Genomic DNA, 25,622 nt, shown 5'->3' with positions numbered 1-25,622 from the left:
AGATACTAAAGGGGTGTATGCATGTTAATTTTCACTACAATTATTACTATTGTCTCTTTTTTTCTGATATTAAGTTTTTGGCATGAAGATAGAAAAGCAGCTTATGTGTTTATAATGGCAACTGTTTTTCTTTTGTTTTTAGATGTCTGTATGATTCTAATTTAAATAGCAGGCTACCAATCATCTCGTTGGAGCAATGAACTGGGAGGCTTTTATTTGATACTATATAAAACTCGGGAGTGTTAATAGTTATGTGTAAATGATAATTGCCTTCTGTAAAATTTGTTTAACTCCAGATCAATATCTAGAACAATTCATATAGTTCCAAGTCGATTTATTGGAAATTGAATGAGGTGAGGCATACTAATAACTAAATTAGTAGTATATCAATATGTGAGGTGTAAGAATGGAAATCAGTACAATACTTCAAGTGTATCTGGCTCTACCATTTTTGGTTTTAGGGTGTCTGATTGGACTATATAGATATGTGATTCGTCCAAAGATCTTCGCTGGCAAAACCGATGCAATAGTAGAGCGTTATGGAAGAATTCACTATAATCATGCAATAGTATTTATCCAATATACAGTTAATAACGATCAAGTTGAGAAGAAAATAACATGTGGAACAACATTTGTTCGAAATCCCAAGAAAAGAATCAATCAAATAAACCCATTAATGAAAATTGGGGACACGTTTCCGATTCGATATAAAGTGAACGATCCAAAAAAGATATATCTAGTAAAGCAACGGTTGCAGTTTTTACCTGTTTTAATGTATACGTCTTTTGGTTTATCTATTTTTCTCTTCTTTATAGGTCAGATACTCCCTAGTTAAATTTACATACAGCTGATTGTGGGGGGAGCAGTCAAGATAACCCCAGTAACCAGAGTGACACGGTAAACTGCATGCAGAACAATGAATGTTAGACTTTTTATAATTTCACAGAGGTTAAATAGAGATGAGGCATGGCAGCAAAATACTAAATGATTTGATGAGAAGAGAAGGATTTCTTTAAGAGAGAAATATTTGATAGTGGAGAGTTTCTTTACTTTTGGGGTGAAAGAATAAGAAATGGGTTAGAGAAGTTTAGAAAAGAAAGAGGTATAGGACAAGAGGAATTAGCTACTGCTCTAAGAGTTTCACGGCAAACGATTAGCTCTTTAGAAAACGGTAGGTACAACCCTTCCATCATTCTGGCTTTTAGACTATCTAGATACTTTGGGTTAAGTGTAGAAGATATTTTTATCTATGAGGAGGAAGAGAATGACTAAAAAGAGTTACGTTACTGTCGGTATAGGAATATGTTTGATTTTAGCTAGTGTTCTTATTGCTATCGGTGATTTTACTGTGATTAACAATATGCAAAGGCCTGACTTAGTTTCTATTGGAGTAGCCTTTTTAGGTGTGTCGATCTCAACGTTAGCTTTAATCAAAATAGCTGAAGAAAAGAGTAAGTCTGAAAAGCAAAGAATCGAGGAGGAAGATGAGAGGAATGTCATGATTAATAATATGGCAAAGTCTAAGGCATTTGATTTGATGATCATTACCTTTCCAATCTTCTTATTAACGTTAACGGTTATGGGATATATGTCCAGTGTTGCGTTCTTCAGTTTCGTTATGTTGTTTTTAGTCTATTTCTTTTACAGTACATACCGATTATTTATACTTAAAAGTAGCTTCTAAAATATAGATTGCTATGCTACTGATAAGAGCATAACTACTTCATTTAACTATTAATCTAGTTATAATTATTTCAATATCATAAAAACCTCTTCTATGATTACGAAGTAAGCGCGGATTTTTTCGATATCAGCTTAATAAGCAGTTTATAGATCGAAAACCTTTAAAAGTGAACAGTATTATCTAATAAAGGAGGCTTATTTTCATGTTAGATGGCGTTTGGATAGACAATGAATCTCCCATTCTGGAGCAAGTATCAAAAGAATTTAACTCAGCGGCATTTTTGTTTCACCCTTTTGTACAAATGCCGAATGGTTGGACAGCATCTAAAAAACAACACTCCTATCAGCACATATATCCAAATGATGAAGAAATTCTTCATCTAGGAAAGCCAGTCACGTGGAATCACATGCTTGATAAAAGCGGGCTCTCTTCCAGAAAGGAATTAGCTTTGGCCTTAATGACATCTATAGGTGCCCTAATGGGTAAGTATGCTAAGGATGATCTAGCAGAAATGCTTCGTAAGAGTATTGAAACGGACTTGTACTATCCAGGTGAGGATCGCGCAACAGTATTTATGCTTAGTAGCTTTTTAAACGTTCTAGCATTTATTGGCTCAAAGAAGGTTTATATCATCGACCAATTCCTTGGAGAGAACACGAAGGTAAATATAGAAGAGACAACTCCATTAGAGATAAGTAGTTCGCTACCATTTGCATCTATTCTCACTGACGAAAATGAACAATACGCCTTTATGAGCATGTATGATTCCTTCACAACGTTGTTCTTATCCACAGAGAAGGATATCAATCATCTCGTTCAAGCAATGAACTGGGAGGCTTTTATATGTGATAAGAATACTCACGTCGGTTGGTTTTTACGAGATGAATAACATAAAAAAGGCCCCATACGGGTCTTTTTTGCATATTACCATCTCGATAACCTTCCTCCTTCATAATACTGATGAAAGGCCATCTATTTTCTAACAATCACCAACTCCCCTCCCTTATTATGGTATATTAAAGGAAAAAGAAAACCAATTTGAGGGAGTTCTTAGATGTATAGACGATTCTTTATTTCTTACATTTTTAATATTAAATGGTATGAATAGTGTGGTAACTATCTTCTATAAAGTGAAGCTATCTCAATAGATAAGAAATGCTATTGCATTCCTGAATATTGTATTTATATTGACACTGGATTTATATCATAAAATAAATCATAGCTAGGAGATATGTATGCTTAATAAATTGGAGAAAAAGAGATTTAGATTGTATCAAACAGAAAATAGTAAATATAAGTCTTCTCTTTTTGATTTAATTGGTGGAGATCTTGAAACGAAACAAACGAAGGGATTAGCATATTTATTAAATTTATCCTCTGAGTTTTTAGAAGGGTTTATTCGTATGAACGTTATAAATAACAATATGAAGGACCGTCTTTCTGAAGCGGGGTATAAAGCATTATTAAATAGTGATTTTTTATCCATTGACGCAGAAATGGTGAGTTTAGAAAAAGAAAAAGTCAGGCGAGATATCACACTTTCATTTTTTTATAAGAGTAAAAAATGCTTTGTATTAGTCCTTGAAGCTAAAAACATCAGAGCAGGTAAGGTCTATAATCTTGAAAAGCAACTTGAAAAATATATTGATAATAAGTACTTTCCACATGACGGGAATGTACCCAAACTTGCTGTAGCATTAACAAAGTATAAGCAATCATTTAGAAGTAATAAATTTATATCGTTAACATGGGTCGAAATAATCCAAGTGCTTCATCAGACTCTCCAATTGAATTTAGAATCAACAAAATATGAAGTTTTAAAGGATTACTATAATTTTATTACGGGAGTTGATAAAGGTATGAATTATTATGAGAAAGAAGTTTTATCTGTTCCGGCTGGAAAAACTTTTGAAGAAATAACTAATTATCATATACACGCATGTCCTGATAGGAGTCCATATAACTATCGTGATCCTCTTTTCATAGCTTTTCGTCAAAAGAATGGAGGTGTTATGGATAAACTTTATAAAATTGAAGATATTTTAATATTGCCACCTAAAAATCAATCTGTCTTAAAAGATATATCGGATGGCAGTCTCTCTTATAAGCAAAGGTTATTAACTTATATTGATGAGCGAAACAAAGGCCATGGATTTAAGAAACATGATATATACAGGTTCTATATTCTCTCAGAAAGAGAACATATCTCATTGCAACATTGTCCTAAACCAGAGAAAAATAATTCTGGAGGGTGGTATTACACTCTTTCCGAAGTTCTAAGTGGTAGAAAAGTAATATATACTGATTCTAAATAGAAATTTTGCATAGTTTATAACTCCTATCTCACGAAAACTGCTTCCTTCTATTATCCAATTGATTAGAAACTGGCGCAACCAAATAATTACAGGTTTGTCTACTGTATTTTCTGTCACTCGAAAGTAGGGTATTGCTTAACATGGAGCTACCACGAGAAGAGATGGGAGGAGTAGTGATGGACAAGATGTATTTGTGTGAGGAGATTAAGGCGGTCATTCGTAATCTTGGCGGCGAGGCGCATTTGGAGGAGATCTTTGAGCATCTGGTGCGCCGTGGCAACGAGGAGCTTTTAGAGTATAAGGATCCGCCGGCGGTAGTGAGGAAGACGATTTATATGTATGCAAGTGAGTGCCAGTCCTTTGAGGGTGAGGCGGGGGATGAGCACGATGTGTTTTGTGCGGTGAAAGGGAAGAAGCGCGGCGTGTGGGGATTGAGGAAGTCGTAGGTGGTTGGTAGTAAAGATAACTAAAGGAGTTAGCAACTATTCGGAAAAACCGAATAGTTCAAACTGAAGGTAAACGTAAAGTGTCATTTTATAACTCTGAAATGATTTTTGCCTTCAGTTACCGTGGCTACAGAGCGTTTTAAATGAGTATCCGGTTAAAGGTTTTACAATAGCCCTACATAATAGTTACTTCTATAACTTGTCCGTACGCTAATTTAATACTAATTGCTACACTAATGGATAATAGTGATGTTATCCTATACTTCTTAAACGCCTAACATTACTTCTATTAAGAAAACTGAGTTGCTCTCTTTAGTTCCTAAAAAACGATGCAACGTATTGTCGCTTCGTGCTCTTAAAGCAACTAAGGAAGCGTGGGGTTTACTAAGTAGTATACCGTCAACCAAGGTGTCCTGAAACTACACGTACGTCTGTTTAGGTTTAACAATATGAAGATGGAGGTGGTACGGTGTCTTTTGCTCTACTCGCGATTATATTACTATCACTGTGGTCTCTCACAAAAACAATTGAAAAAAGCAGAGACAAGATTTTAGAGGAAGAGCGTGAACAGACGAAGCTACTTAAGGAAATTAGAGACAAGTTAAACTAAGTGAGCGTTATTTATTTTGAGTGGTATACAAGTCCTCTAAGGTAGTTTCCAAACAAGGTGCATGAATACATAAGGTGATGTTGTTAAAAAGAAGCCCTCATTCGCTAGATGTAGTTGAATGAGGGCTTTTTAGCTTTTATATTATAAGGTATAACGTTTTAAATAGACTGTTATTAAGGTGTCCCGAAGCGGCGGGAGCGGACTCCTAGAGGAGTCTTTCGCGTAGGTGAAAATCCTTTCAGACGGCCTCTGGACGGCTGAAATAGTTGAACTAGCGCCTCAGGAAAGACGCTCCCAGAGCGCAGGGACACCGAAGGTGGACGCCCTTGACCTACCTCACTTGACTTAACGCCCTTGACCTCCATTATTCTAACAAGCTACCCCCACACCTTCACAAAGTTACTCCCAGCCTTCAAAGAAGCAAGCGGACCAACAACACTCTCTCCCGCCTTCTTTTCTCCCAAATAATCCGTATCTAAAACGAGATCGCTCCCGTCAGCATTATCGAATTCAGCGTCGACGAGACGAGCGCGGCCGAGCGTGTGCGTGCCGTGGACCTCACCTGTGAGTGACGTGAAGTTCTCTGGAAGTTCGATTGATAGATAGACGCCATCCTCTTGTTCGACGATGGAAATCGCCGGATTGACGTCAGCTTCGACATGATTTTCTGTCTCGTGGTCGAAGGCTTGTGCGCCGTTGTAATAGGCGTTGCGGTTAATGTACACCGGCTGCTCGATCTCGTGGAAGCGGCGGTGGTCGCCGTCCTCCTCGTTGACGACGTCGATATACCCGTCCAGGGAGGCGGTGTAGCCGTTGAAGTGCACCGTGCCGACGTAGTCGTTTGCGATCTCCTGTGGGATGGACGCGTTGTGACCGCCGGGCTCGAGGGACTCGTCGCCGATGAAAATATTGTTGTAATAGCGATCATCGCCACCGTAGACGGGTGCGAAGCCAGAGACCTCGGTGCTATGCGGCACATGGTATGGCGTCGCGCGGTCGAGCATCTTCTTTTGGACCATGCGCCCGCGGATCAGGTTATTAATATACGCGCCACCCTGCGCATGATTGTCGAGCGCATAGTCGGCGGTGAGGATATTGTGATCGACCACGTAAGGACCGCTACTCACCTCGACAAACAGGTCGCGGCTGTTCGCGTAAAACAGGTTGCTACTCACACGCGTGCCCTGCGTTTGCCAGTCGAGCCAGGCGCCTAGCGAGCAGTCGTGAATGCGGTTGTGATGAATGTGCACGTCGATCGCGGCGTGTAGCTTGATGCCAGCAATCTCATGGCCGAAAAATTCGCGCTTGATGGCAATATTGTAAATGTGATTATTATAAATCTCGCTAAATACGCAGCCGAGATGACCGACGATCGCATTTTGCCCACAGTCATATATCGAATTATGTCGAATAATGTGCGAACCGATTTTCTCGCCGTGCCAACCAATCTGGCGTGCTTTAAATACAGATTCAAGCTGATACTGATAGCCTGGCTTATCTTTACGGATGGAGCGATCGTTATGACCAGTTGATGCTTCTTTTCCAATGCTGATGGCGCTACACTTCGCATCGTGAATGCGGTTGTGCTCAATGATCCAGCCCTTACTCCAGTGAGGACCAATTAATCCAGGTTGATCAGCGGTTGGTGGCGTCCATGGCGTTGCGGCTTGAGCCATCTCAAAGCCTCGAACGGTAATGTAGTCCACGCCGATGCGGTCAGGGTAGAAGCACGCTTGACGCACATTGATCTCGACAAGCTCCTCATTCGGGTTGGCATCGTGGAAGTTCGCGTAGATCGTCGTGTTCTCCGCGTCTACTTCTGCGTACCATACGTACGTTGTTTGCTCCGGGTTTTTGACGGCGAAAACATTACGCGTCCAATGATCCGTGACCTCAGTGCGTTCCTGTGGCTGTTGCACCTCTTCAAGTGTTTCCGCCTCATAAAAGGACATGCCGTTTAAGTAGACGTCGCCTAGATGGCGGTTCTTATTTTCAACAATCCAGTCGCCAAAAAGCTTCACATTAAATGGATTAAACTCGCCGAAGAACGTGTTCGGAAGTTTCACCTTCCACACCGTGCCGTCCGTTTGCTCCCAGCCTGTGATGTGCTCGGAGCCTTTTATGATAACGCTCTCATTTTTAGCCGCTTCATACGTAATGCGACGGTGATGACTCGTGCCCGCAAACTGCGGTTTAACCCACTCGCGGTACTCCCCTTCATGGACAATAATCGTATCTCCTGGCTGTGCAATCCCTGCTGCTTTATTAATGGACAGAAACGGCTGTTGCTCCGTTCCCTCCGCTTGATCAGATCCTGTCTTTGCTACGTGGTACTTTACCATGTATCCTTCCTCCTTCAATGATGATGGCTTTATTATAGGAGCACACTCCCTATATTTACTATCCCATCTGTCGTATACTAGTAGACAATATTCGTGATATTGGAGGAGAGGCGAATGGTATTTTTCGAGCATCATGGGATGGAAAAACAGGAGTCATTTCGTGCCTTTACAATGACCACCCAACGCTTTCCGTTACACTTTCACCGCGCGTACGAGCTTTTGTTTGTCCACGATGGGGAGCTTCAGGTAACCATTGATCAAACCGTCTATGATTTAAACAAGCACGACATGGCGTTCATTTTCCCGAATCAAGTGCACGAGCTGAAGGCGAAGGACGGCTCGAACATTTCCATCGTCCTGTTTTCTCCAGAATTAATTGGAAGATTTTTTATGGATTATAAGGGCTTTGTCCCAACAAATAATGTGATCCATCTGGGCGAGACGCCGAATGTAGAGGGGCTAACCTCGATTTATCGCCAAAAAAGCTTTTTGTATGATGTCTGTGGGCGGCTGGTGGATCATACCGATTTTCGTCCCATCGAGCACTCGACGAAGACCGAGGCCTTCCACCAAATCCTGCTCTATGTGGACGCGCATTTTGGGGAGGACTGCACGCTCAAGGCCGTCGCAAAGGACGTGCAGTACGACTACGCGTATTTGTCGAAGCTCTTTATACACATGACCAACATGAGCTTTACGGAGTATGTGAATCACTATCGCGTCTCGCAGGCGTGCTACATGCTTAAGAACAGCCAGCGATCCATCGGCGAGATTGCGATTAGCTGCGGCTACACCAACCTGCGCTCGTTTAATCGGAATTTTAAGCGAATTGTGGGGGATTCGCCAAAGGTATTTAGGGAGCTTGGCGGTGGGGGAGACGAGGGGGGAGGTAACCGCGCAAGTTGAAGGGCGGATTGCGCGAGTTAGAGGGGGAACTGCGTAAGTTGGGCGGTCAACCGCGCGAAAAAGAGGGTAGAATGCGTACGCTGGAAAAAATCGCGCAAGTTAAAGGGCGGATTGCGCGAGTTAGAGGGGGAACTGCGTGAGTTGGGCGGTCAACCGCGCGAAAAAGGGGGTAGATTGCGTACGCTGGGAAAAACCGCGCAAGTTAAAGGGCGGATTGCGCGAGTTAAAGAGGGAACTGCGTGAGTTGGGCGGTCAACCGCGCGAAAAAGAGTGTAGATTGCGTACGCTAGAAAAAACCGCGCAAGTTGAAGGGAGAATTGCGCGAGTTAGAGAGGGAACTGCGTGAGTTGAGCAGGCAACCGCGCGAAAAACAGGGTGGACTGCGTAAGTTGGAAAAAATAGCGCAAGTTAAAGGGAGAATTGCGCGAGTTAGAGAGGGAACTGCGTAAGTTGGGCGGTCAACCGCGCGAAAAACAGGGTGGACTGCGTACGCTGGAAAAAATAGCGCAAGTTGAAGGGTGGATTGCGCGAGTTAGAGGGGGAACTACGTAAGTTGGGCAATCAACCGCGCGAAAAAGAGGGTGGACTGCGTACGCCAGGAAAAACCGCGCAAGTTGAAGGGTAAATTACGCGAATTAGAAGGAGAATCGCGTAAGTTGAGGGGTCAACCGCGCAAAAAAGAGGGTAGATTGCGTACGCTGAAAAAACCGTGCGAAAAGGAGACGCAAAATGAAGAATCAAACATGGATTTTAATAGTTGCAGGTGTGTTAATCATGTTGAACGGAGTGTATCTTGCTTTAGAGATGTATCGGGGACATGTACGAGAAGAATGGTCCAATAACGAGAACCTAGCAGGGGAAGCATTTAATCGACTAAGTAGTTTGGGCAACTGGACATCGGCAATAGAAGTAGCAGTTACCGCGATCGTGTTAGTAACAGCAGTTTGGATTCTTAAAAAGCGACAGAGTCTCTTACGAGCGTTTACCTATGCAAATATAGCTGTGCTAGTTGTGTTTTTATTAATAGGATTTTTAGTAGCTTCTATTTATCCTGTAGCAGTTGGGAACGCTGTCCAGCAATTGGTCGGGCCTGGGGTTATCGTGATGGGATTGGTCGTATATCAAATTGTTTACACTGTTCGCACCGCCACGAGATAAAGGCGGTGGTGTTTTAGTAGACTAGAAGAGTACGTTTAGTTCTTACAGATAAGTGGTATTTTTTACATAAAGAAGTATTTTCATTCCGGCTATAGAGAGGATCAACTAAATAACTAAGTTAGCCCTCCAACAGGATTCGATAATATTGATCTCCTTCAGTAGTCGACGCAATTAGTAAAAGTACGTTGCCTTTTCTAGAAGTTGAATATAATTCTGTGCCTCTCTCAAGGGTGGATGCGGATAGATCGTCAAATTGACTAGGGTCATTAGTTTGTTTTTTAACTTCTGCTACTAGCTCTACTTTCTCCATATCCTGATCTTGGTATCGGTCGGTTAGGTTGGAGAAGACTTGTCCCTCATATTGAAGGATGTCAGCTGAAGGGTTGTTCTCTAAAATATCTGTAGCAGTTGGTCCATTTGAATTGTTGTTACTACATCCGGCAAGCACTGACAAGAACACGATCATTAAGAGCTTATACATGGGGTTAGCCCTCCTTTGTTTGCATCGTTTCATCACACAAGAACGTTGGACCCGATTATATCATTCTATGAACTGGAGGTGACGTGAATGGCTAGATATCTTTTTCTCTGCATAATATTCACTCTCGCCTATGCCTTTTTGGTTTGGAGAATGGACGATTTCATCGGACCACTTGTCGTGATTCTAATACTAATAGCTGTAGGAAAACTAATAGAGATTGTGACGAAAAAGGCAGCTACAATGAGCCACAAAAAAGGTGAATAATGAGGTAATGAAACGACCTCCGCACTGGATAGGAATCATGGTGCGGAGGTCGTTACTCATTTTTCTCCCCAAAAAGGTAGCGTCGTTTTACGTTAAGTGCTTCACGGCCTCCCTCTTGCTAAGGGGCTTTAATTCATGGGTGTCTACGAATTTCTGTACAGAGGAAGGGTTCGTTCGCGCATACTGTCGTAGCGCCCATCCGATAGCTTTTTGGACGAAAAATTCGTCGCTTGATGCTTGCGTCAAAATGTAGCGATAGAGTCGAGCCTCATCGGATTTGGCCTTGTAGTTGAGCTGGTAAAGGATAGCGGACCGCTGAAGCCAAATATTCTCGTCCTTGATCCAGCTATCGGCGTGCGTCTCGAGCAGCTCTGGATGGGCGGTGAACAGATGGCCCATGAGGTGAGGAGACAGGACGTCGATTGTATCCCACCACGATTTGTGCACGATCAAGCTCGTCAGCCACGGCATATCCGCAGGTCCTAGCTGCTTCTTTGCCTGGTTCAACAGGTCGAGCGCCGCATACTGATACTCTCTTTCTGGTAGCTCCCACAGCGCCAAGACGACATCTTGGAGATGCTCTCTCGGCGGTAGACCGTGCTCCTTCATGAACTCCTTCATGATTTTACGGCGCACCGGCGTGCGAATCCCAATAAACGCAAACTGATCACGCATATACTTCTGCGACCAGCTGGCAAACTCCTCCTCGGCGTGCTGCGCATACAGCGCCTGTAACTCTCGGACGTAGGTCTCTTCAAATGATGCTGTCATAGGTGCCTCCTGTGAGAAAATATAGTGGTAGTGGTTTAATAGTTCTATTATTTCATAATTAGTTGCGCTGTGGGAGGAGGGTTCAACCTATAAAGAAAAACAAGCTGACTCCTAGTTGGAATCAGCTCGTTAGGATGGTTAAAGCTTTGGTTTCAGGCTTTGCGTAAATGGTTAGTCGACAAGCGACTCTCCGGTATCCTTCCAGACCCAGTTTTCGATCATGTTGTCTAATAGGTCTTTCCATTGATCTTCATCCTCTAACCTAAATGATCCATGTATATAAAATATCTTATCATCACGCTGTCCGATGATAATTTCATTTATAAGTTCAGTTGGAGCAGGGGTTCTCTCTTCTGGTAAAACCCAATATCTAAAAGAGTGAAGGAACCAAGGATTAGTAGATCTATCAAAGTACTCCGCATTCTCGCTCTCTCTATTCAAATAATAAGAATAGTGTTGCTGAAGGGCCATTTGACTAATTTCGTCATGGTAATAAGCTATACTACCATTAATGGGTCCATAATCGTCATCACCAAACGTTTCAAATCCTACACTATCTACAGTTGACTCTTCGAAGTCGTCGTTACCTAGGATATTTAAATAACTTGGTAAATAAGTTAAAAAGGTCAGAGTGTCATAATCTACAAGTTCAAATTCAGCTAAATTACCTTCATCAGTCTCAACTTCAATAGTTGGTGGTAAGTCCCAACTATCTGTGATAAAAGATTCCTGAGCATGTTGGTTACTAGCCTCTGCGTCTCGTGTTGCCTCAGCAAGTGTTTGTTCAATACTGCCTTCATGTGCAAGACGTTCGCCCGAATCTCTCCATACCCAATTTTCTAAAATTGTTGATCGTGTTACCTCCCAAAAATCGCCCTGCGAATCAGTCATTGATCCAGTCAAGATAAAGGTGGCATCTCCTCTTTGTCCTGTTATTAGTTCAGTGATTTGTCCATAATCACTGTGAAAAAAACGATCAATAAGCCAAGAGTTATATGTTTTTGTTTCCACCTTAGTATAGTCTTCTAACTCCTCTAACAAGTAAGGTGGGACTTTTTCATAATAATAGTATATACCGGCACTAAGATAACTGGTCACGTCTTCTGGAAGATCATGAAAGAAGATCATTTCTGTGCGTTCATCTGTATTAGGATCTCTTAATATGTCCCTTCCCTCCGGAAAATACGTCACAAATGGAAGGTCTTCCTCATCATACAGCTCGAACCCTATCGGTCCATCAGCTCCCTCAACCTCAATTCGCTCCGGCAAACTCTCGATATCAACGATCTCGACGTCGTTCATTGGCTCGTCATTATTTTCGCCCGAATCGGCAGGGGGAGTGGTTGGCTGCAATCCATCACTTTGAGAGGACGTGTCGAAAAGGTCACTCCACTGGGTGGAGCTCATGAGGAGCACGCCACCAATCGCCGCAGCGGCAACAACGCCAAGGCCTGCCTGCATATAGCGACCGGCCGACCGTGGGCGCGTAGTGTGCTTTTGCCTCGACTCCTCGAGCCCTTGCCGCGCCTTCGCAAGATTTTGCTTTTTAAATTGCGGCGAGGCGGTGGCCTGTAGCTTCTCTAGCTCCTGCTTCGCGCGCTTATCGTTTGTGTCCATACTGCTCCCACCTTTCGTCTAATATCGAGACAAATTTTTTGGAGGCTCGTTTTTGCAGGGACTTAACCGCAAATACCGATTTGTCCATGATCTCCGCCGTCTCATTCAAGGAAAGATTTTGCACAAATCGTAGTAGTAGCACGTCCTGATAATCCTTTTTGAGATGCTTCAGCGCATCCAAGATCGGACTATGCTTTTGGAGAACCTCCTCCTCCGCCGAGCGCGAGGCAAACAGCCCATCGATGTGCACGTCCTCCGCTGACACGGACCTATCCTTCCTCTTCTTACGGTGAAAATCGAGTAACGTGTTGCGACAAATGGTATAGAGCCATGTCTTAAACGTCGATTTGTGGTCAAAGGAATGTAGTTTGGTTGCCATCTTGTAGAAGGAATCCTGAACGATCTCCTCCGTATCATGATGGTTTTTTGTTTGTACGTAAACGTATTGATAAATCATATCGACGTACCGATCATGTAAAATCGGCAGCGCCTCATCGTTGCCACTAAGGGCCTCTAAGACAAGCTCCTCATCCGTCATTCCATCACCTCTTCATGCTTCTAACACCTTAGACGTAAAAAAACGGTAAAAGGAGTCGGTTTTTGGGAATTTTGTTTGGGGGTCGGGGCGTGGGTTAAGGGACCGCGCAAGTTAAAGGGAGAATTGCGCGAGTTAGAAAGAGAATCGCGTAAGTTGAGGGGTCAACCGCGCGAAAAAGAGGTTGGACTGCGTACGTTGTAAAAAACCGCGCAAGTTAAAGGGAGAATTGCGCGAGTTAGAGGGTGAATCGCGTAAGTTGAGGGGTCAATCGCGCAAAAAAGAGGGTGGACTGCGTACGTTGTAAAAAACCGCGCAAGTTAAAGGGAGAATTGCGCGAGTTAGAGGGTGAATCGCGTAAGTTGAGGGGTCAATCGCGCAAAAAAGAGTGTGGACTGCGTACGTTGTAAAAAACCGCGCAAGTTAAAGGGAGAATTGCGCGAGTTAGAGGGTGAATCGCGTAAGTTGAGGGGTCAATCGCGCAAAAAAGAGTGTGGACTGCGTACGTTGTAAAAAACCGCGCAAGTTAAAGGGAGAATTGCGCGAGTTAGAAGGAGAATCGCGTAAGTTGAGGGGTCAACCGCGCGAAAATCAGCGAGGACTGCGTATGTTAGGAAAAACCGCGCAAGTTGAAGGGAGAATTGCGCGAGTTAGAAGGAGAATCGCGTAGGTTGAGGGGGCAACTGCGCGAAAAAGAGTGTGGACTGCGTACGTTGTAAAAAACCGCGCAAGTTGAAGTGCGAACTGCGCGAGTTAGAAGGAGAATCGCGTAAGTTGAGGGGGCAACCGCGCGAAAAAGAGGGTGGACTGCGTACGCTGAAAAAAACCGCGCAAGTTGAAGTGCGAACTGCGCGAGATGGAAGGTGAACTGCGTAAGTTGAGGGGTTAACCGCGCGAAAATCAAAATTTCCATCCACTTACCTAATGATCTTCTATAAAGAAGCATTTCTCATTAATTCAAACAACGTTGCTTTATCCTCTGCTAAGTAGTTGATTACAACGAGGTTAATAATGATAAAAATGATAGTACTTGGAATGATAAGTAGAGTGACAGAGGTAGTAAGCAAAATAATAGTTCCTGCTATAAAGCTCGCAGCAATTAAACTGATCAGTGCTAATGCAGCACTTAACCAAAAGAACAAAAGTGAGACTCCTGAGTAGTACTCAAGCTTATGTAAGGCAAATATTCTTGGAAATATAGCAAGTGTTAGCGCATAGAAAATGGCAATAAGTGGTGCGAAATTAACTAAATAGTCGATCAAGCTATTCATTAAACAAAACTCCTTTATTTGTATATCTGGCTATTATGACACACATTGGAAGGTTATTTAAATGGCTACAAACAAAATAACCGACCCCATAGGAGTCGGTCCAACCATATCCATCTCTATTTCATCGCTTATGCATGAACGGGCATTTGCCTTGAATGGGTTCGGCATCGTCGCCGATAAAGGATTGCTTCCACTCGTTGTGCGTTGGGTCGCCGTAGTGCCCGATGTCGGGGTGCTTCGGCAGCTGATCCCACTCCTCTACGCGCTTGCGCACCTTCTCGCGTGACATGATGCCGCCCTTTTCTGTGCCTTCTAAGCCTTCGAAAATTTTGCGAGGTTGGAATCCTAAGACCATGCAGTTACCAAGATTGCGCGTCTTTCGTTGCTTGTAGGCTGGGGCATTACCGAAGACGAAGATCGGTTCACCCTTGAACTGAAAGTCCCAAAGGTAATGCTCGGGATCACGCGGGCTGTCTTTATCCCACTCTACGTCATCTGACTCATGTAAGTACTGTAAGATCTCCCAGAACTGATCGCGGTAGTCCTCGATCGTCCCCTCTTCCTCAAAGGGCTCGACAAATAAGAATAGGCCATGTCTCTTATAGTCTGGTTGCTTAAATAGCTCGAGGAATTCCTCGACCGCTATTGGCATGTTGCTCCAATCTTTTTGACTGATGTATGCATAGCGTAGCTCGCCCTTTAATTCTCCGCTCATGCCAAAAAAGCATGGGAACGTTTTATCCGTTACTGTCTTGTGAAACGTTTGGTACTCTCTATATAACCATGAAGGTAAATCAGTACGATTGTGAAAATCTTCTTTCTTTAACAATGCTCGTTGCTTTGTAATCATGCTATACTCTCCACCTTTTTTATAAGAATGATGTAGCAATACCTCTGAATTACCCTTGCTGGATATTGCTGAAACATTATACAGATATAGGTATATCAGTTTTGGATTACACGAAAGAGGGAATAGGACTTTTATTAATTATTCACTTTGGAGGGCTTTCGATGATGAATAGAATTGAAGATAAGACACGAGTAAAGTGTGACAGTGAGTACGGTACGTTGAAAAAGGTCTTCTTATGTGAACCACAGTACATGGAAATTCAAGAGGCTATTAATGATACACAAAAACAATATATGAAGGAAAACATCAATCAATCACTTGCAATGGAGCAGCACCAAGCATTCGAAAAGGCTCTTATAGACGCTGGTGTTGAGGTGATTAAGCTGACGCCTAAAGAGGATCTCCCTGAGCAGGTGTTTACAAGAGACATTGGGTTTGTGCTTGGAGGTACGGCGTTTGTTTCGGCCATGGCAGAAAAGGTTAGGCAAGGCGAGGAGGACGTGCTGTCCCGGTGGATGGAGCAGCGAGACGTGGCGTACAAGCGGATCTCGATGGGCTCAATCGAGGGTGGCGACGTGATCATCGACGGGAAGCGAGTGTTTGTCGGCGTGAGTGATCGCACGAGGTTAGATACGATCCGAGCGCTTGCTGCGGAATTGCCGGAGGCGGAGGTTATTCCGGTGCCATTCAACCCAAACTATCTGCACTTAGACTGTACGTTTAATATTTTGTCTGAGACGGAGGCGCTCGTGTTCCCTGAGGCGTTTGAGCCGGAGGTTGTCGAGCAATTGGCGAAGATGTACAAGCTGATTGAGGTGAGTTCGGAGGAGCAGTTTACGATGGGGACGAATGTGCTCTCGATTGGTGGCGGTCGCGTGCTTAGTTTGCCGGTGAATCGGGACGTCAACTATCAGCTGAGACAGCGTGGGTATGATGTGATGGAAATTGATTTTTCGGAGATTATTAAGTCTGGTGGGTCGTTCCGTTGTTGTTCGATGCCGCTTGTTAGGGAATAGCCTGATTTAGCTCTTCGAGCTTTATGTGATGGGAAAGATGTCAGCTTTTCGTGAAGAGTAAGAGATTAGTTGCTTAAGTGCCAGCAATTCTAGGGCAGCTTTTCGAGCTAATAAGATAGTAGTAAGAGGTGTCAGGTCTCCGGACATTCTACGACATTAGTAGGGTCTGAAGCTGAGCCTCCTCGTCTGGCAGGAGTCGACTGTCGTCTCCTCCTAAACGCCTTCCTGCGGGGTCTCATCTCCAGCCTATTCCTACTAATTGTCTCCGAATGTCCTCCCGACCTGCCACCTTTTGAGCTTCTATAGGTTAAGTCGAGAGCTGGGGATTAAAGTTTGGTTAAGTTCAGTTCTGTAACGGAAAATATAGTTGCCTTCCTTACTCCATTTTAATGAGTAGGGAAGGCTTTTGTTGTTGTTTAAAAGTGATTGATAAGATTCTTGCCGCTTTTATACGCTTTGTTAAAGGGATTTGTTGCTGAAGTGCTTGCTGTGAAGGGCAAGGCTTGTTTTTTTATGGTTTTAGGGTCTTGGTGGCTGGCATTTAGGTAAATAGATCATTGGTTTTAGCTGATTTTATAATGACTGAGATAAGAATGAACGGTTTATGAGACTTTATGAACCGTGTTTGGAGAAAATGAACCGTATACGGGACTTTATGAACCGTATTTGGAAAGAATGAACGGTATGCGGAACTTTATGAACCGTAGCGGTATTCTTATATGTTAGTCCACTTCAATCTCATGCGGCTCTGCCTTCCGGTTTTTGAACGTATATACATAATCAAATCCTACCTGCTTCAGCATCTCCATTGTTTCTCCCATATACTCGCCGGTACGGACGGTGCTGTGTGAGTCGGATCCGTAGGTGATGATGATGCCGCCGAGGCTATGATAGAGCTCAAGGATGGCGCGTGCGGGCATTGGTTCGCCGAGCTTTTCGATGGTGGAGGTGTTAACTTCGAGTCCGATTCCGCGCCGGATGGCTGTTTGGAGAATGGCGGTGATGATATCGGCGTGGAGGGCGAAGTCATCCTTTGAAAAAGCCTCGTTTTGGTAACGTTTGATTAGGTCAAGGTGCGCGATGACGTCAATATCCGCTTCTGTGACCATGGTGAGCAGTCGCTCGAAATAGAGGCGGTAGGCGTCGTTTTTGCCGTGCGCCGCGAGGACTTTGCGAAGCTTGACGTCGTCTACGTTATGGACGGATCCGAGTATGTAGTCGATGTTTTTGTGACGAAATAAGTCTTCGTAGCGTTCTTTAAATAAGTTCGGTTCGCAGAGTTCGATGCCCTTCCGAATTTCAAGCTTTCCTTTATAAAGCTCCTGAACGTTGGCGATATCGGCCTCATAGGCTTCCCAATCCATATGTCCGTAGGTTGGAACGTTTGGATTGAAGGTGAAATGCTCGGTGAAGCAGATGACGTCGAGCTTTAACTCTGCAGCTTTTTCGCAGACGTTTACCATTGTTTCCCTCGAATCGAACGAGTGGTTGGTGTGGTGATGATAATCGAATCGGTGCATGGCGATCAGCTCCTTTGTGTCTTTAAACTAGTATCTCATAGAAATCGAGCTCCTGAGAAGTGGGGTGCGGAAGTTGTGCTTTACGTGAATGGCGATGTCCAGGGCTCATTCTACGATATTAAAGAGGGCAACAATAATAAAAGAAGGAGAGAAAATCTCTCCTTCCTTACAGATTACCTACTTTTCTTTAATAGACACCCAGATCTCACTCTTATTATCCTGGCTCGAGAGAATCTCAGGTCCCTCTGCTAACTCATAGGACGAGGATGGGAGCCACTCTGTGTAGATGCGCTGCCATTGCTCTTCGACAGCTGCCCATTCTCCTTCTACCTCAAAGACGACCCATAGATGTTTAGGAACTTCTAACGTGGCGTAAGATGAGACGTCGCCAACCTTTGTTGCTGCGCCGATATATTGGTCGAACGTCGCTTGGCCATCCGCGCCTTCCTGATAATTAGCGGTAGCGTGGACCACGCCGTGAGGAGCCTGAGTGGATAGCGATGCTAATTCGTTCATCGTCTCCTCGCTAATATCCGTCAACATCTTTTCGTAGCTAGGCGTAAGCTCGTCGCCATTCATCTTCACCTCATAGTTAACCCCAATGACTTGAAATGCTTCCTTCTCTACGATTCGGTAATTCATTTCTATTCCTCCTTCGATAGATAGTTGGAAGGACATTCTTGGATATGCTTTTAGGCTTTGCTCGGTCTCTCTTGCTACTGTCGGAGTGACGCCATGGTAGCTTTGAAAAGCTCTTGAGAATGCATCCGGTGATTGATATCCGTATTTTACTGCCACATCAATGACCTTTACGTGAGGATTCTTTAATTCTAGTGCGGCTACCGTTAGTCGCCTTCTGCGAATGTACTCGGAAATCGTGATCCCTGATAATAGAGAAAACATTCGCGTGAAGTGATACTCCGAAAACATCCCGATCTTGGCAACCTCTTTTAGCTCAATGTGGTTACTTAAGTTTTGTTCAATATACGCTAATGCATCGTTCATTCCTTTTAGCATATCCAATAAACACTCCCTTCTCTGATCCCATCTTATCGAATGGTTTGGGCATAAACCCGACAATTCCTGCCCGATTTAGTCGGCACGTATTATAAACCTTCATCTACTATATACCTTTGTGGTCAGAAAATGCTGGTGGATAGGTTTCAAGTCTTATAGGATTACTGGTAAAATTGTGTGATAATTGGATTTATAGATTAGCTTTACATACAAAAATGAATGGAATAGGAGCAACTTTATGTCATTTACGAATACAGAAGAATACGATAATCCAGAGCTTTATGATAAGGAAAACGATGCGTATACGCCTGAGTTTGCGCTGTTGCAAAAATGGGCGGAGCGTTGCGAGGGTCCGATTGTGGATCTTGCCTGCGGTACTGGGAGGTTGACATTGCCGCTTGCGAAGCGTGGTTACGACATTATAGGTGTCGATAGTCATGCTAGGATGCTTGATGCGGCGCGGAAGAAGGCTGAGGCGCTTGGTGTTGAGGTGGATTGGCAGGAGCAGGATGCGACGAAATTACGGCTTGGTTCGAAGAGTTCGTTCATTTACTGCGTGGGGAATTCGTTCCAGCATTTCCTCACCAATGAGGATCAGGATGGCTTGCTCTTCTCTGTACATACGCATTTAGAGGCGGGCGGCGTGTTTGTGTTTGGCACGCGATTCCCGAGCGCGGAGGAGCTGTTGCAACCGCCGGTGGAGGAGTACTGGCGCAGCTATTCGGACGGCAATTTGGAGGTCGATCTGTCGACCGTGAGCCGCTACGATGCGCTAGATCAACTTCAACATTATACGACGATAAGAAAATACAAGAACACAGATGGCCAGGTTGTCGACGAGAAAACAACCAATATACAGCTCCGCTATGTTTTCCCCAAAGAAATGGAGAGATTGCTTGAAGGCCATGGATTTGAGATCGAGGCGGTCTATGGAGATTGGCAGGAGACGCCGGCTACGGGTGAGAGTGCGGAGATGGTGTATCTGTGTCGGAGAGGAGAGAGTTGATGGTGACGAGAACGGTGGAGAAGGTGTTGCTAAGCATCGCGATTGCGTTGTTGGGATTGGTTGTGGTGCTTGGATCAGTCGGGATTATTTTAGTCAGTGTGTTTGTTCCGGAGCAACTGCCAGAAGGCGCTGAATTTTGGTATGGAGTGGCGGTGCTAGCTGTGCACGCTATTGGGATGGTCGTTGGTATATCGGCATTTAGGAGGATGCAGACTGAGCCAAAGAAAGCTGGAATATCTCTCATTGTGATGAGTGTGGTGATGATGGTTACGACATTAGGAACAACCATTATACAATCAGGCCTTATGGTCGGGGCGGGAATCTTGAGCGTGAAGAAGCGGAAGAGTGCGACTGATGTGACGAGAGGCGCTTGAAAGAATGGCACTGAAAATCAAAAGATTTTCAGTGCCATTCTTTTTACTAGGTTTTGTTTCTACTAGGATTTACTTTACCATAAAACAATTTATAAATGAATCCTGCAGCAAGTGCTGCAGCTACAACTAATATTGCAAGTCTTAATGGGTCTGATAGATCAGGAAACCCATAACTTAATATTAGTGAAACAGAGCCCAAGATAATACCTATTAATAATGCTGACTTCCATTTTTTAGACATGTATTATCACCTCTTAACTCATTCTCGATATTTTGAAGTTTACTAGTCTCTCTTTGATCAAGAGTTATGCTAATTTCCTTACCTTTAAGATATCTCATTCATTAATTATTTGCTCTACACACAAATGAAAAAGACAAATGATATTTCACCTATGAATTAGAGCTACAATTATAAGATTAATCCTAGAATAATGATTAGAAATGCATAGCTCTTTATTGCATTATAGTTAATCAATACCTGTGGGTCGCACTTCATAAACGTATTTTTGTAAAATATAATATAAAAAAGTAAATATTTTTAAGGTTAGCTTTGTGTAGTGTTGTTGGAATAAGAAATACGTGCGGTTTGTCAAAATAACAGACGATCAGAATAAAGCCCTTCACTCGCTAAATGTCGCTCCCTATCATATACTTAGATCACTTGATAATGTGAAAGCGCTCTTATATAGGGTGCGAAGGAGGGTCTACATATGAAGAAGGTTGTTGTTACTGGTGGTAGTGGATTGCTTGGTCCGGATGTGATTCGGGAGTTTTTAGATCATAACTATGAGGTAGTTAATGCGGATACAAAGCATCCTAAGGAAGCACTGTGTCGAACGGTGATCACGGATTTAACGAATTTAGGTGAGGTCTACGGCGTGCTTGCCGGCGCGGATGCGGTGGTGCACTTGGCTGCGATTCCGGTTGCTTATTCGCATGCAAACGAGGTGACGTTCCAAAATAACGTCATGTCTACCTATAACGTGTTGGAGGCAGCGGGGACGTTAGGCATTAAAAAAGCAGTGATTTCATCCAGTGAGTCGAGTTACGGCATTGTTTTCTCCCAAAAAGGTCTGACGCCAAAGTATGTGCCGGTGGATGAGGAGCATCCGCAGTTGCCGGAGGAGAGCTATGGCTTGTCGAAAATTGTCAACGAGCAGACAGCGGACATGATCAATCGCCGCACGGGCATGCAGGTAGTGTCGTTCCGCCTCGGCAATGTGATCGCGCCGCACATGTACGCGAACTTCCCCGGCTTCATTCACGAGCCGGAGGAGCGCAAGACGATCATGTGGAGCTACATCGACACGCGCGACGCGGCAACGGCCTATCGCCTGGCCGTTGAGACGGACGGGCTCGGCTCTGTCGCGGTAAATATCGGCGCCGACGACACGAGCATGGACATCGAGAGCAAGTCGCTCATGGAGCAAATTTACCCGACCGTTACTGATATGCGAGGAAACATCGACGGCTACACCGCACTCTTTAGCAACAAAAAAGCAAAGGAGCTATTGGGGTGGCAGCCGGTTTACAAGTGGAGAGAAGAAGTAGGGAAATAGGTAAGGGGAGACCGCCAGCGGAGGGAAGACTGCTGGTGGTTTTTTATATAATAATAGAATGTGCTTTTATAAGTTGGGATTAATCGTTTATTTACTGAAGGGGGTTCTCCTAGGTATGTACGCAAAATTTGCGAGTGTAGGCATCCTTGTTTTCGTATATGGGTTTACTGTCGTAGCAGTATTGCAAGCTTTGAATTTACACATGTATGTACAAGAAGAATGGCAACTATTGGCCATCTATTTCTTTTTGTTGTTTGTGATTCCTGGATTTTTTCTGAAGAACGTGAAGTTTGATCGGACTTAAACAGCCTGGCCTTCTAGTTGATTGTAAAGTGGAGTGGCAGGCTTACACGTGTTCTTTTCCTGATCCACGTACGCAATCACGAATTCACAACCTCCCAACAAAGACGCTACCCTCAAACCTGCTGCAATTTCCCTTATTTTCCTGTACAATTAGGCCAATAGTTGGGAGGCGAATGGCAGATGACGGAGCGATTGATTGTTAACAATGGAACGGAGACATTACTGAAAGAGCTGACAAATTCGCTAAACACGTGCGACAGCTTCTACTTTGGCGTAGCATTCGTAAACTTTAGCGGCGTGCAGCTGCTACTTGATGCGCTACAGAAGGCGATTGAAAAAGGGAAGCGCGGACAGATCATGACGTCTACATACTTAAACTTCACCGACCCGAAGGCTCTGCGCAGGCTACAGGAGTTTACGGACCTCGACGTGAAAGTATTTATTACCGAGCAGCAGCGCGGTTTTCATACGAAAACATACATATTTGAATACGAAGATAGCTACAAAATTATCATAGGGTCGTCCAATGTAACGCATACGGCGCTTAAATCGAACGTGGAGTGGAATGTCGAAATTATTTCTAAAAAAGAGATGCCATTTACAGACAAGGTGCTCCGTGAATACGGCTTGCTCTGGGAGGAAAGCACCCCACTCTCCGAAGCCTTTCTCCAAGACTACGAGAAGCAATATGCGGAGGTGCGTGGCGCGACCGCCACTCAGGTGCCGTTACTGCAGCGTAGTAGCGCGTACGTCACGCCAAACCGCATGCAGCGCCGCGCGATGGAGAATTTAAATCGACTTCGTGCGCTTGGAGAAACGAAGAGCCTCGTCATTGCAGCAACTGGTACGGGGAAAACCTTCATGGCGGCGTTTGATGTGTTACACGTGAAACCAAAACGACTGCTCTTCCTCGTTCACCGTGAGGATATTTTACGTAAGGCAAAGGAGACATTTGAGTTCCTTCTCGGAGGGGAGTCCCAGTCAGATCTCATCACGTTCGGCATGCTGACAGGGTCACAAAAGGATACGCACGTGGACTACCTCTTTGCTAACATTCGCTCGATGGCGAACGTGTACCGCGAGTTTCGCCCAGACGAATTTGACTATATCGTCTACGATGAGGCGCACCACGCCGCGGCGCCACAGTATCAGGAGGTCATGGCGTACTTCACTCCAGACTTTATGCTAGGTATGACGGCGACACCGGAGCGGAGCGATCAACTGTCCGTGTTTGAACTGTTTGATCACAACGTTGCGATTGAGGTGCGTCTGCACGAGGCGCTGGAGGACGGGCTCGTCGTTCCGTTTCACTACTTTGGCATCACCGACGTCGATGGCATTGACCTTAGCGACCTTAGCGCCCACGATCAACAAGAGATGGCGCGTCGCCTGCAGGTGCACACTCGCGTTGAGCACGTGCTGAACTACATGGATTTTTACGGCTATCAAGGCACGTCGCGCAAGGCGCTCGGCTTTTGCGTGACCGTCGAGCATGCGACATACATGGCCAACGAATTCACGCGCCGCGGTATCCCAAGCCTTGCGCTCACGGGCGATGATTCGGCGGATGTACGTGAGCAAGCCATTGCTCGTTTAGAAAATCCAGCCGATCCCTTAGAATGCTTATTTACCGTTGATATTTTTAACGAAGGTGTCGATATTCCAAGTGTTAATCTGGTCTTAATGTTACGACCAACAGAATCGCCAATAGTGTTTATCCAGCAGTTAGGTCGTGGTCTACGTAAGCACCCGGAAAAAGATTTTTTAACGGTACTCGATTTTATCGGTAACCATAGTCGAGCCTACCTCGTGGCGCTCGCGTTAAACGGACAACGTTACTACGATAAAGAGAGTCTCAAGGTTGCTGTAGCAACGGATTTTGCCCATATACCAGGACCCGTTCACATTCAAATGGACGAGATCTCTAAGGAGCAGATTTTACGTCAGCTTGATCAGGAATCGTTTTTTAGCATGAAGCACGTGAAAGAAACGTACGAAGAATTTAAACGTGTCCGTCATGGCAGAACGCCGTATTACCTCATGGATTACCATACGTACGATGGCGCTCCCGATCCTGTCGTGTTCATTCAAAAGAAAAAGAGTTATCTCGATTTTCTCCAGCAGATTGAGAAGGAGGATTTTTTGCAGGAGCTCGTGGCGGATAAGGTGTGGATGAAGGTGTACCGGGTGTTGTCGAGTATGCTGCCGCTAAAACGTCCGCACGAAGCGGCGATTCTCGTTGCACTGTTGGAAAAGTCAGAGGTGCGTGTTGCAGAGGCAAGGGATGCGGTGGCGCACTGGCTCACGGCGCCGCTTGAGTCGAGTGTGCAGCATGCGATGCAGACGCTGGCGCAGGCATATGCCGATTCGGGTGAGCGCACAAGGCAGCCGGCGTTAGTTACGTGGGAAGAGGGCCGCTTGAAGCGAATGCCGCTGATGGACGAGCTCGTGTCAGACGAGCGATATCGTACGTGGATGAAGGATGTGCTTGAGTACGGGCTACATCGGTTTGCGAATGAGTTTGGTTCCATGCAGGACCAGGTGCCGTTTTTGCAACGCGAGGCAGCGTATCAGATGCGCGATATGGCGCTTTTGTCCAACTTTGACAAGAGTCACTCGTCGTTCCGTGGGTCGGGCTTGATCTCGAATGGGCATGACTACTTCTTGTTCGTCGATCTGCAAAAGGACGCGGACATCGAGGAACGGCTTAACTACAAGGACTCCTTTGAGGATCCGCACACGTTTTTATGGGAGAGCCCAAATAACATGGCGCAGGCCTCCTCCCGCGGTCAAAACCTTTTGGAGCACAAAGTGAGAGGCAATCGACTTCATTTGCTAGTGAGAAAATATCGGGAGCTCGAAGGCATGGTACAACCCTTCATCTATTTAGGGCAGCTCGAGGTCGAGCATGCAGAAGGTGATAAGCCGGTTGCATTTCGAATGAAGCTCGAGCACCCGGTGTCACCTACGCTGTACAGGGAGTTAACAGAGGTCGTGGAGATTGATGGTAGGAATGAGAGTCCAGGTGTATCTGATAGTACGTCGAATTCAGAGAACGGCCGCCTTCACTAAGGACTCTACTGCTGGCACATCTGCCGGTGCCCACTGCAAGGATTCGAGCTGTCTTTTTGGCAACCACAGTAATTTGGCATGCTCGGAGGCAGTGGGTTCCCCTTTTGTGATCGTCGCATGCAGACAGTGCAGCGTGACGATCACTTTTTCGTATTCGTGCGTATTCGTATGTATGACGTCACCAGCTTGAATCAAGCAGCCAAGCTCTTCTTCGATTTCTCGCTCTAAAGCAGCCTGCAAGTCCTCTCCTTGCTCCACCTTTCCACCAGCAAACTCCCATACATTCGGCAGTGACATCTCATGACTTCGTAAAGCACAAAGCACTTCGTTTTGCTCGTTTTCAATAACAGCGGCAACAACGTTAACGTGTTTTTTCATTGGGTCGGACCTCCTTTTTGGTATTACTATACCACCTTTTCAAGTAGATTTCTTCGCCCTACTATATCTCTTCCTCTGATACGCCTCTGATATTTGATTTGTATAGTGAAAACAAAAAGAGAGAGTG

The 25,622-nt window shown here is 44.8% G+C and carries 26 protein-coding genes; 15 read left to right on the top strand and 11 right to left on the bottom strand.

The features are described from left to right. The first annotated feature begins 406 nt into the window (after positions 1 to 406). From FLK61_RS19630 to FLK61_RS19600, 7 genes are all read left to right on the top strand, one after another. Positions 407 to 835 (top strand): hypothetical protein, encoded by a 429-nt coding sequence (locus tag FLK61_RS19630; RefSeq protein WP_176011026.1) that lies wholly within the window; start codon positions 407 to 409, stop codon positions 833 to 835. Positions 836 to 1,023: 188 nt separating this feature from the next. Then, complete coding sequence (locus FLK61_RS19625) at positions 1,024 to 1,272, top strand: helix-turn-helix transcriptional regulator (protein ID WP_430708829.1); 249 nt, start codon at positions 1,024 to 1,026, stop codon at positions 1,270 to 1,272. Further along, the gene (locus FLK61_RS19620) at positions 1,265 to 1,684 is read left to right on the top strand and encodes a DUF2178 domain-containing protein (protein ID WP_176011025.1); all 420 of its coding nucleotides are present in this window, start codon (positions 1,265 to 1,267) and stop codon (positions 1,682 to 1,684) included. Before FLK61_RS19625 ends, FLK61_RS19620 begins: the two co-directional genes overlap by 8 nt. Positions 1,685 to 1,886: 202 nt before the next feature. Then, positions 1,887 to 2,573 (top strand): DUF2711 family protein, encoded by a 687-nt coding sequence (locus FLK61_RS19615; RefSeq protein ID WP_176011024.1) that lies wholly within the window; start codon positions 1,887 to 1,889, stop codon positions 2,571 to 2,573. A 346-nt stretch (positions 2,574 to 2,919) separates the two neighbouring features. Beyond that, a complete protein-coding gene (locus FLK61_RS19610) occupies positions 2,920 to 3,999 on the top strand; it encodes a hypothetical protein (protein WP_176011023.1) in 1,080 nt (359 codons plus the stop codon). 176 nt (positions 4,000 to 4,175) lie between these two features. Next, entirely contained in the window at positions 4,176 to 4,445 is a 270-nt protein-coding gene (locus FLK61_RS19605; protein ID WP_176011022.1) for a hypothetical protein, read from the top strand. A gap of 469 nt (positions 4,446 to 4,914) precedes the next feature. Further along, a complete protein-coding gene (locus FLK61_RS19600) occupies positions 4,915 to 5,055 on the top strand; it encodes a hypothetical protein (protein WP_176011021.1) in 141 nt (46 codons plus the stop codon). Positions 5,056 to 5,432: 377 nt separating this feature from the next. Here the strand turns inward: FLK61_RS19600 and FLK61_RS19595 are convergent, their stop codons facing one another. Beyond that, positions 5,433 to 7,529, bottom strand: coding sequence for a right-handed parallel beta-helix repeat-containing protein (locus FLK61_RS19595; RefSeq protein WP_347338974.1), 2,097 nt, complete (start codon positions 7,527 to 7,529; stop codon positions 5,433 to 5,435). Between FLK61_RS19595 and FLK61_RS19590 the strand changes: the two genes are divergently transcribed. Together FLK61_RS19590 and FLK61_RS19585 are read left to right on the top strand one after the other, a co-directional pair. Beyond that, entirely contained in the window at positions 7,512 to 8,303 is a 792-nt protein-coding gene (locus FLK61_RS19590) for a helix-turn-helix transcriptional regulator (protein WP_176011020.1), read from the top strand. The two genes, FLK61_RS19595 and FLK61_RS19590, sit on opposite strands and share 18 nt — an antisense overlap. Before the next feature lie 729 nt (positions 8,304 to 9,032). Further along, on the top strand, positions 9,033 to 9,461 hold the full coding sequence (locus FLK61_RS19585; protein WP_176011019.1) for a hypothetical protein: 429 nt from the start codon (positions 9,033 to 9,035) through the stop codon (positions 9,459 to 9,461). Between the two features lie 118 nt (positions 9,462 to 9,579). Here the strand turns inward: FLK61_RS19585 and FLK61_RS19580 are convergent, their stop codons facing one another. From FLK61_RS19580 to FLK61_RS19555, 6 genes are all read right to left on the bottom strand, one after another. After that, positions 9,580 to 9,942, bottom strand: a complete 363-nt coding sequence (locus tag FLK61_RS19580) for a hypothetical protein (protein ID WP_176011018.1) — start codon at positions 9,940 to 9,942, stop codon at positions 9,580 to 9,582. Positions 9,943 to 10,293: 351 nt separating this feature from the next. Continuing rightward, complete coding sequence (locus tag FLK61_RS19575; RefSeq protein WP_176011017.1) at positions 10,294 to 10,977, bottom strand: DNA alkylation repair protein; 684 nt, start codon at positions 10,975 to 10,977, stop codon at positions 10,294 to 10,296. Positions 10,978 to 11,148: 171 nt separating this feature from the next. Then, on the bottom strand, positions 11,149 to 12,594 hold the full coding sequence (locus tag FLK61_RS19570) for a hypothetical protein (protein WP_176011016.1): 1,446 nt from the start codon (positions 12,592 to 12,594) through the stop codon (positions 11,149 to 11,151). Then, on the bottom strand, positions 12,578 to 13,132 hold the full coding sequence (locus FLK61_RS19565) for an RNA polymerase sigma factor (protein ID WP_176011015.1): 555 nt from the start codon (positions 13,130 to 13,132) through the stop codon (positions 12,578 to 12,580). Before FLK61_RS19565 ends, FLK61_RS19570 begins: the two co-directional genes overlap by 17 nt. Before the next feature lie 929 nt (positions 13,133 to 14,061). Further along, positions 14,062 to 14,400, bottom strand: a complete 339-nt coding sequence (locus tag FLK61_RS19560; protein ID WP_176011014.1) for a hypothetical protein — start codon at positions 14,398 to 14,400, stop codon at positions 14,062 to 14,064. 121 nt (positions 14,401 to 14,521) lie between these two features. Continuing rightward, positions 14,522 to 15,250, bottom strand: a complete 729-nt coding sequence (locus FLK61_RS19555) for a YqcI/YcgG family protein (RefSeq protein ID WP_176011013.1) — start codon at positions 15,248 to 15,250, stop codon at positions 14,522 to 14,524. A 161-nt stretch (positions 15,251 to 15,411) separates the two neighbouring features. Between FLK61_RS19555 and FLK61_RS19550 the strand changes: the two genes are divergently transcribed. After that, a complete protein-coding gene (locus FLK61_RS19550; protein WP_176011012.1) occupies positions 15,412 to 16,266 on the top strand; it encodes a dimethylarginine dimethylaminohydrolase family protein in 855 nt (284 codons plus the stop codon). 722 nt (positions 16,267 to 16,988) lie between these two features. Here FLK61_RS19550 and FLK61_RS19545 read toward each other — a convergent pair. Further along, on the bottom strand, positions 16,989 to 17,786 hold the full coding sequence (locus tag FLK61_RS19545) for a histidinol-phosphatase HisJ family protein (protein WP_176011011.1): 798 nt from the start codon (positions 17,784 to 17,786) through the stop codon (positions 16,989 to 16,991). A 177-nt stretch (positions 17,787 to 17,963) separates the two neighbouring features. After that, positions 17,964 to 18,809, bottom strand: coding sequence for an AraC family transcriptional regulator (locus tag FLK61_RS19540; protein ID WP_176011010.1), 846 nt, complete (start codon positions 18,807 to 18,809; stop codon positions 17,964 to 17,966). A 232-nt stretch (positions 18,810 to 19,041) separates the two neighbouring features. Here FLK61_RS19540 and FLK61_RS19535 point away from each other — a divergent pair, with 232 nt between their 5' ends. Both FLK61_RS19535 and FLK61_RS19530 read left to right on the top strand, forming a co-directional pair. After that, positions 19,042 to 19,809, top strand: coding sequence for a class I SAM-dependent methyltransferase (locus FLK61_RS19535; protein ID WP_176011009.1), 768 nt, complete (start codon positions 19,042 to 19,044; stop codon positions 19,807 to 19,809). Next, positions 19,809 to 20,183, top strand: a complete 375-nt coding sequence (locus FLK61_RS19530; protein ID WP_176011008.1) for a hypothetical protein — start codon at positions 19,809 to 19,811, stop codon at positions 20,181 to 20,183. The genes FLK61_RS19535 and FLK61_RS19530 overlap by 1 nt, the downstream gene beginning before the upstream one ends. 46 nt (positions 20,184 to 20,229) lie before the next feature. On the opposite strand, the gene FLK61_RS19525 is transcribed toward FLK61_RS19530, so the two are convergent. Beyond that, the gene (locus FLK61_RS19525; protein ID WP_176011007.1) at positions 20,230 to 20,424 is read right to left on the bottom strand and encodes a hypothetical protein; all 195 of its coding nucleotides are present in this window, start codon (positions 20,422 to 20,424) and stop codon (positions 20,230 to 20,232) included. Between the two features lie 469 nt (positions 20,425 to 20,893). Here FLK61_RS19525 and FLK61_RS19520 point away from each other — a divergent pair, with 469 nt between their 5' ends. From FLK61_RS19520 to FLK61_RS19510, 3 genes are all read left to right on the top strand, one after another. Beyond that, a complete protein-coding gene (locus tag FLK61_RS19520) occupies positions 20,894 to 21,742 on the top strand; it encodes an NAD-dependent epimerase/dehydratase family protein (protein WP_176011006.1) in 849 nt (282 codons plus the stop codon). 115 nt (positions 21,743 to 21,857) lie between these two features. Next, the gene (locus tag FLK61_RS19515) at positions 21,858 to 22,046 is read left to right on the top strand and encodes a hypothetical protein (RefSeq protein ID WP_176011005.1); all 189 of its coding nucleotides are present in this window, start codon (positions 21,858 to 21,860) and stop codon (positions 22,044 to 22,046) included. Between the two features lie 179 nt (positions 22,047 to 22,225). After that, positions 22,226 to 25,117, top strand: coding sequence for a DEAD/DEAH box helicase (locus tag FLK61_RS19510; protein WP_176011004.1), 2,892 nt, complete (start codon positions 22,226 to 22,228; stop codon positions 25,115 to 25,117). Here FLK61_RS19510 and FLK61_RS19505 read toward each other — a convergent pair. Continuing rightward, positions 25,094 to 25,495, bottom strand: coding sequence for a (deoxy)nucleoside triphosphate pyrophosphohydrolase (locus FLK61_RS19505; RefSeq protein ID WP_176011003.1), 402 nt, complete (start codon positions 25,493 to 25,495; stop codon positions 25,094 to 25,096). The two genes, FLK61_RS19510 and FLK61_RS19505, sit on opposite strands and share 24 nt — an antisense overlap. Between the last annotated feature and the right edge of the window lie 127 nt (positions 25,496 to 25,622).

Origin of the sequence: Paenalkalicoccus suaedae (assembly GCF_006965545.2) — a bacterium.
GTDB lineage: Bacteria > Bacillota > Bacilli > Bacillales > Salisediminibacteriaceae > Paenalkalicoccus > Paenalkalicoccus suaedae.
This window is presented reverse-complemented; position numbering and strand designations above follow the sequence as displayed.

Excerpts from the sequence above, each read along its gene's own strand:
- FLK61_RS19595 (WP_347338974.1), bottom strand. The coding sequence starts at position 7,529 with ATGCTCGAAAAATACCATTCGCCTCTCCTCCAATATCACGAATATTGT.
- FLK61_RS19510 (WP_176011004.1), top strand. The coding sequence starts at position 22,226 with ATGACGGAGCGATTGATTGTTAACAATGGAACGGAGACATTACTGAAA.
- FLK61_RS19505 (WP_176011003.1), bottom strand. The coding sequence starts at position 25,495 with ATGAAAAAACACGTTAACGTTGTTGCCGCTGTTATTGAAAACGAGCAA.
- FLK61_RS19535 (WP_176011009.1), top strand. The coding sequence starts at position 19,042 with ATGTCATTTACGAATACAGAAGAATACGATAATCCAGAGCTTTATGAT.
- FLK61_RS19570 (WP_176011016.1), bottom strand. The coding sequence starts at position 12,594 with ATGGACACAAACGATAAGCGCGCGAAGCAGGAGCTAGAGAAGCTACAG.
- FLK61_RS19585 (WP_176011019.1), top strand. The coding sequence starts at position 9,033 with ATGAAGAATCAAACATGGATTTTAATAGTTGCAGGTGTGTTAATCATG.
- FLK61_RS19550 (WP_176011012.1), top strand. The coding sequence starts at position 15,412 with ATGATGAATAGAATTGAAGATAAGACACGAGTAAAGTGTGACAGTGAG.
- FLK61_RS19630 (WP_176011026.1), top strand. The coding sequence starts at position 407 with ATGGAAATCAGTACAATACTTCAAGTGTATCTGGCTCTACCATTTTTG.
- FLK61_RS19520 (WP_176011006.1), top strand. The coding sequence starts at position 20,894 with ATGAAGAAGGTTGTTGTTACTGGTGGTAGTGGATTGCTTGGTCCGGAT.
- FLK61_RS19525 (WP_176011007.1), bottom strand. The coding sequence starts at position 20,424 with ATGTCTAAAAAATGGAAGTCAGCATTATTAATAGGTATTATCTTGGGC.
- FLK61_RS19515 (WP_176011005.1), top strand. The coding sequence starts at position 21,858 with ATGTACGCAAAATTTGCGAGTGTAGGCATCCTTGTTTTCGTATATGGG.
- FLK61_RS19590 (WP_176011020.1), top strand. The coding sequence starts at position 7,512 with ATGGTATTTTTCGAGCATCATGGGATGGAAAAACAGGAGTCATTTCGT.
- FLK61_RS19580 (WP_176011018.1), bottom strand. The coding sequence starts at position 9,942 with ATGTATAAGCTCTTAATGATCGTGTTCTTGTCAGTGCTTGCCGGATGT.
- FLK61_RS19575 (WP_176011017.1), bottom strand. The coding sequence starts at position 10,977 with ATGACAGCATCATTTGAAGAGACCTACGTCCGAGAGTTACAGGCGCTG.
- FLK61_RS19615 (WP_176011024.1), top strand. The coding sequence starts at position 1,887 with ATGTTAGATGGCGTTTGGATAGACAATGAATCTCCCATTCTGGAGCAA.
- FLK61_RS19560 (WP_176011014.1), bottom strand. The coding sequence starts at position 14,400 with ATGAATAGCTTGATCGACTATTTAGTTAATTTCGCACCACTTATTGCC.
- FLK61_RS19610 (WP_176011023.1), top strand. The coding sequence starts at position 2,920 with ATGCTTAATAAATTGGAGAAAAAGAGATTTAGATTGTATCAAACAGAA.
- FLK61_RS19620 (WP_176011025.1), top strand. The coding sequence starts at position 1,265 with ATGACTAAAAAGAGTTACGTTACTGTCGGTATAGGAATATGTTTGATT.
- FLK61_RS19530 (WP_176011008.1), top strand. The coding sequence starts at position 19,809 with ATGGTGACGAGAACGGTGGAGAAGGTGTTGCTAAGCATCGCGATTGCG.
- FLK61_RS19605 (WP_176011022.1), top strand. The coding sequence starts at position 4,176 with ATGGACAAGATGTATTTGTGTGAGGAGATTAAGGCGGTCATTCGTAAT.
- FLK61_RS19565 (WP_176011015.1), bottom strand. The coding sequence starts at position 13,132 with ATGACGGATGAGGAGCTTGTCTTAGAGGCCCTTAGTGGCAACGATGAG.
- FLK61_RS19555 (WP_176011013.1), bottom strand. The coding sequence starts at position 15,250 with ATGATTACAAAGCAACGAGCATTGTTAAAGAAAGAAGATTTTCACAAT.
- FLK61_RS19545 (WP_176011011.1), bottom strand. The coding sequence starts at position 17,786 with ATGCACCGATTCGATTATCATCACCACACCAACCACTCGTTCGATTCG.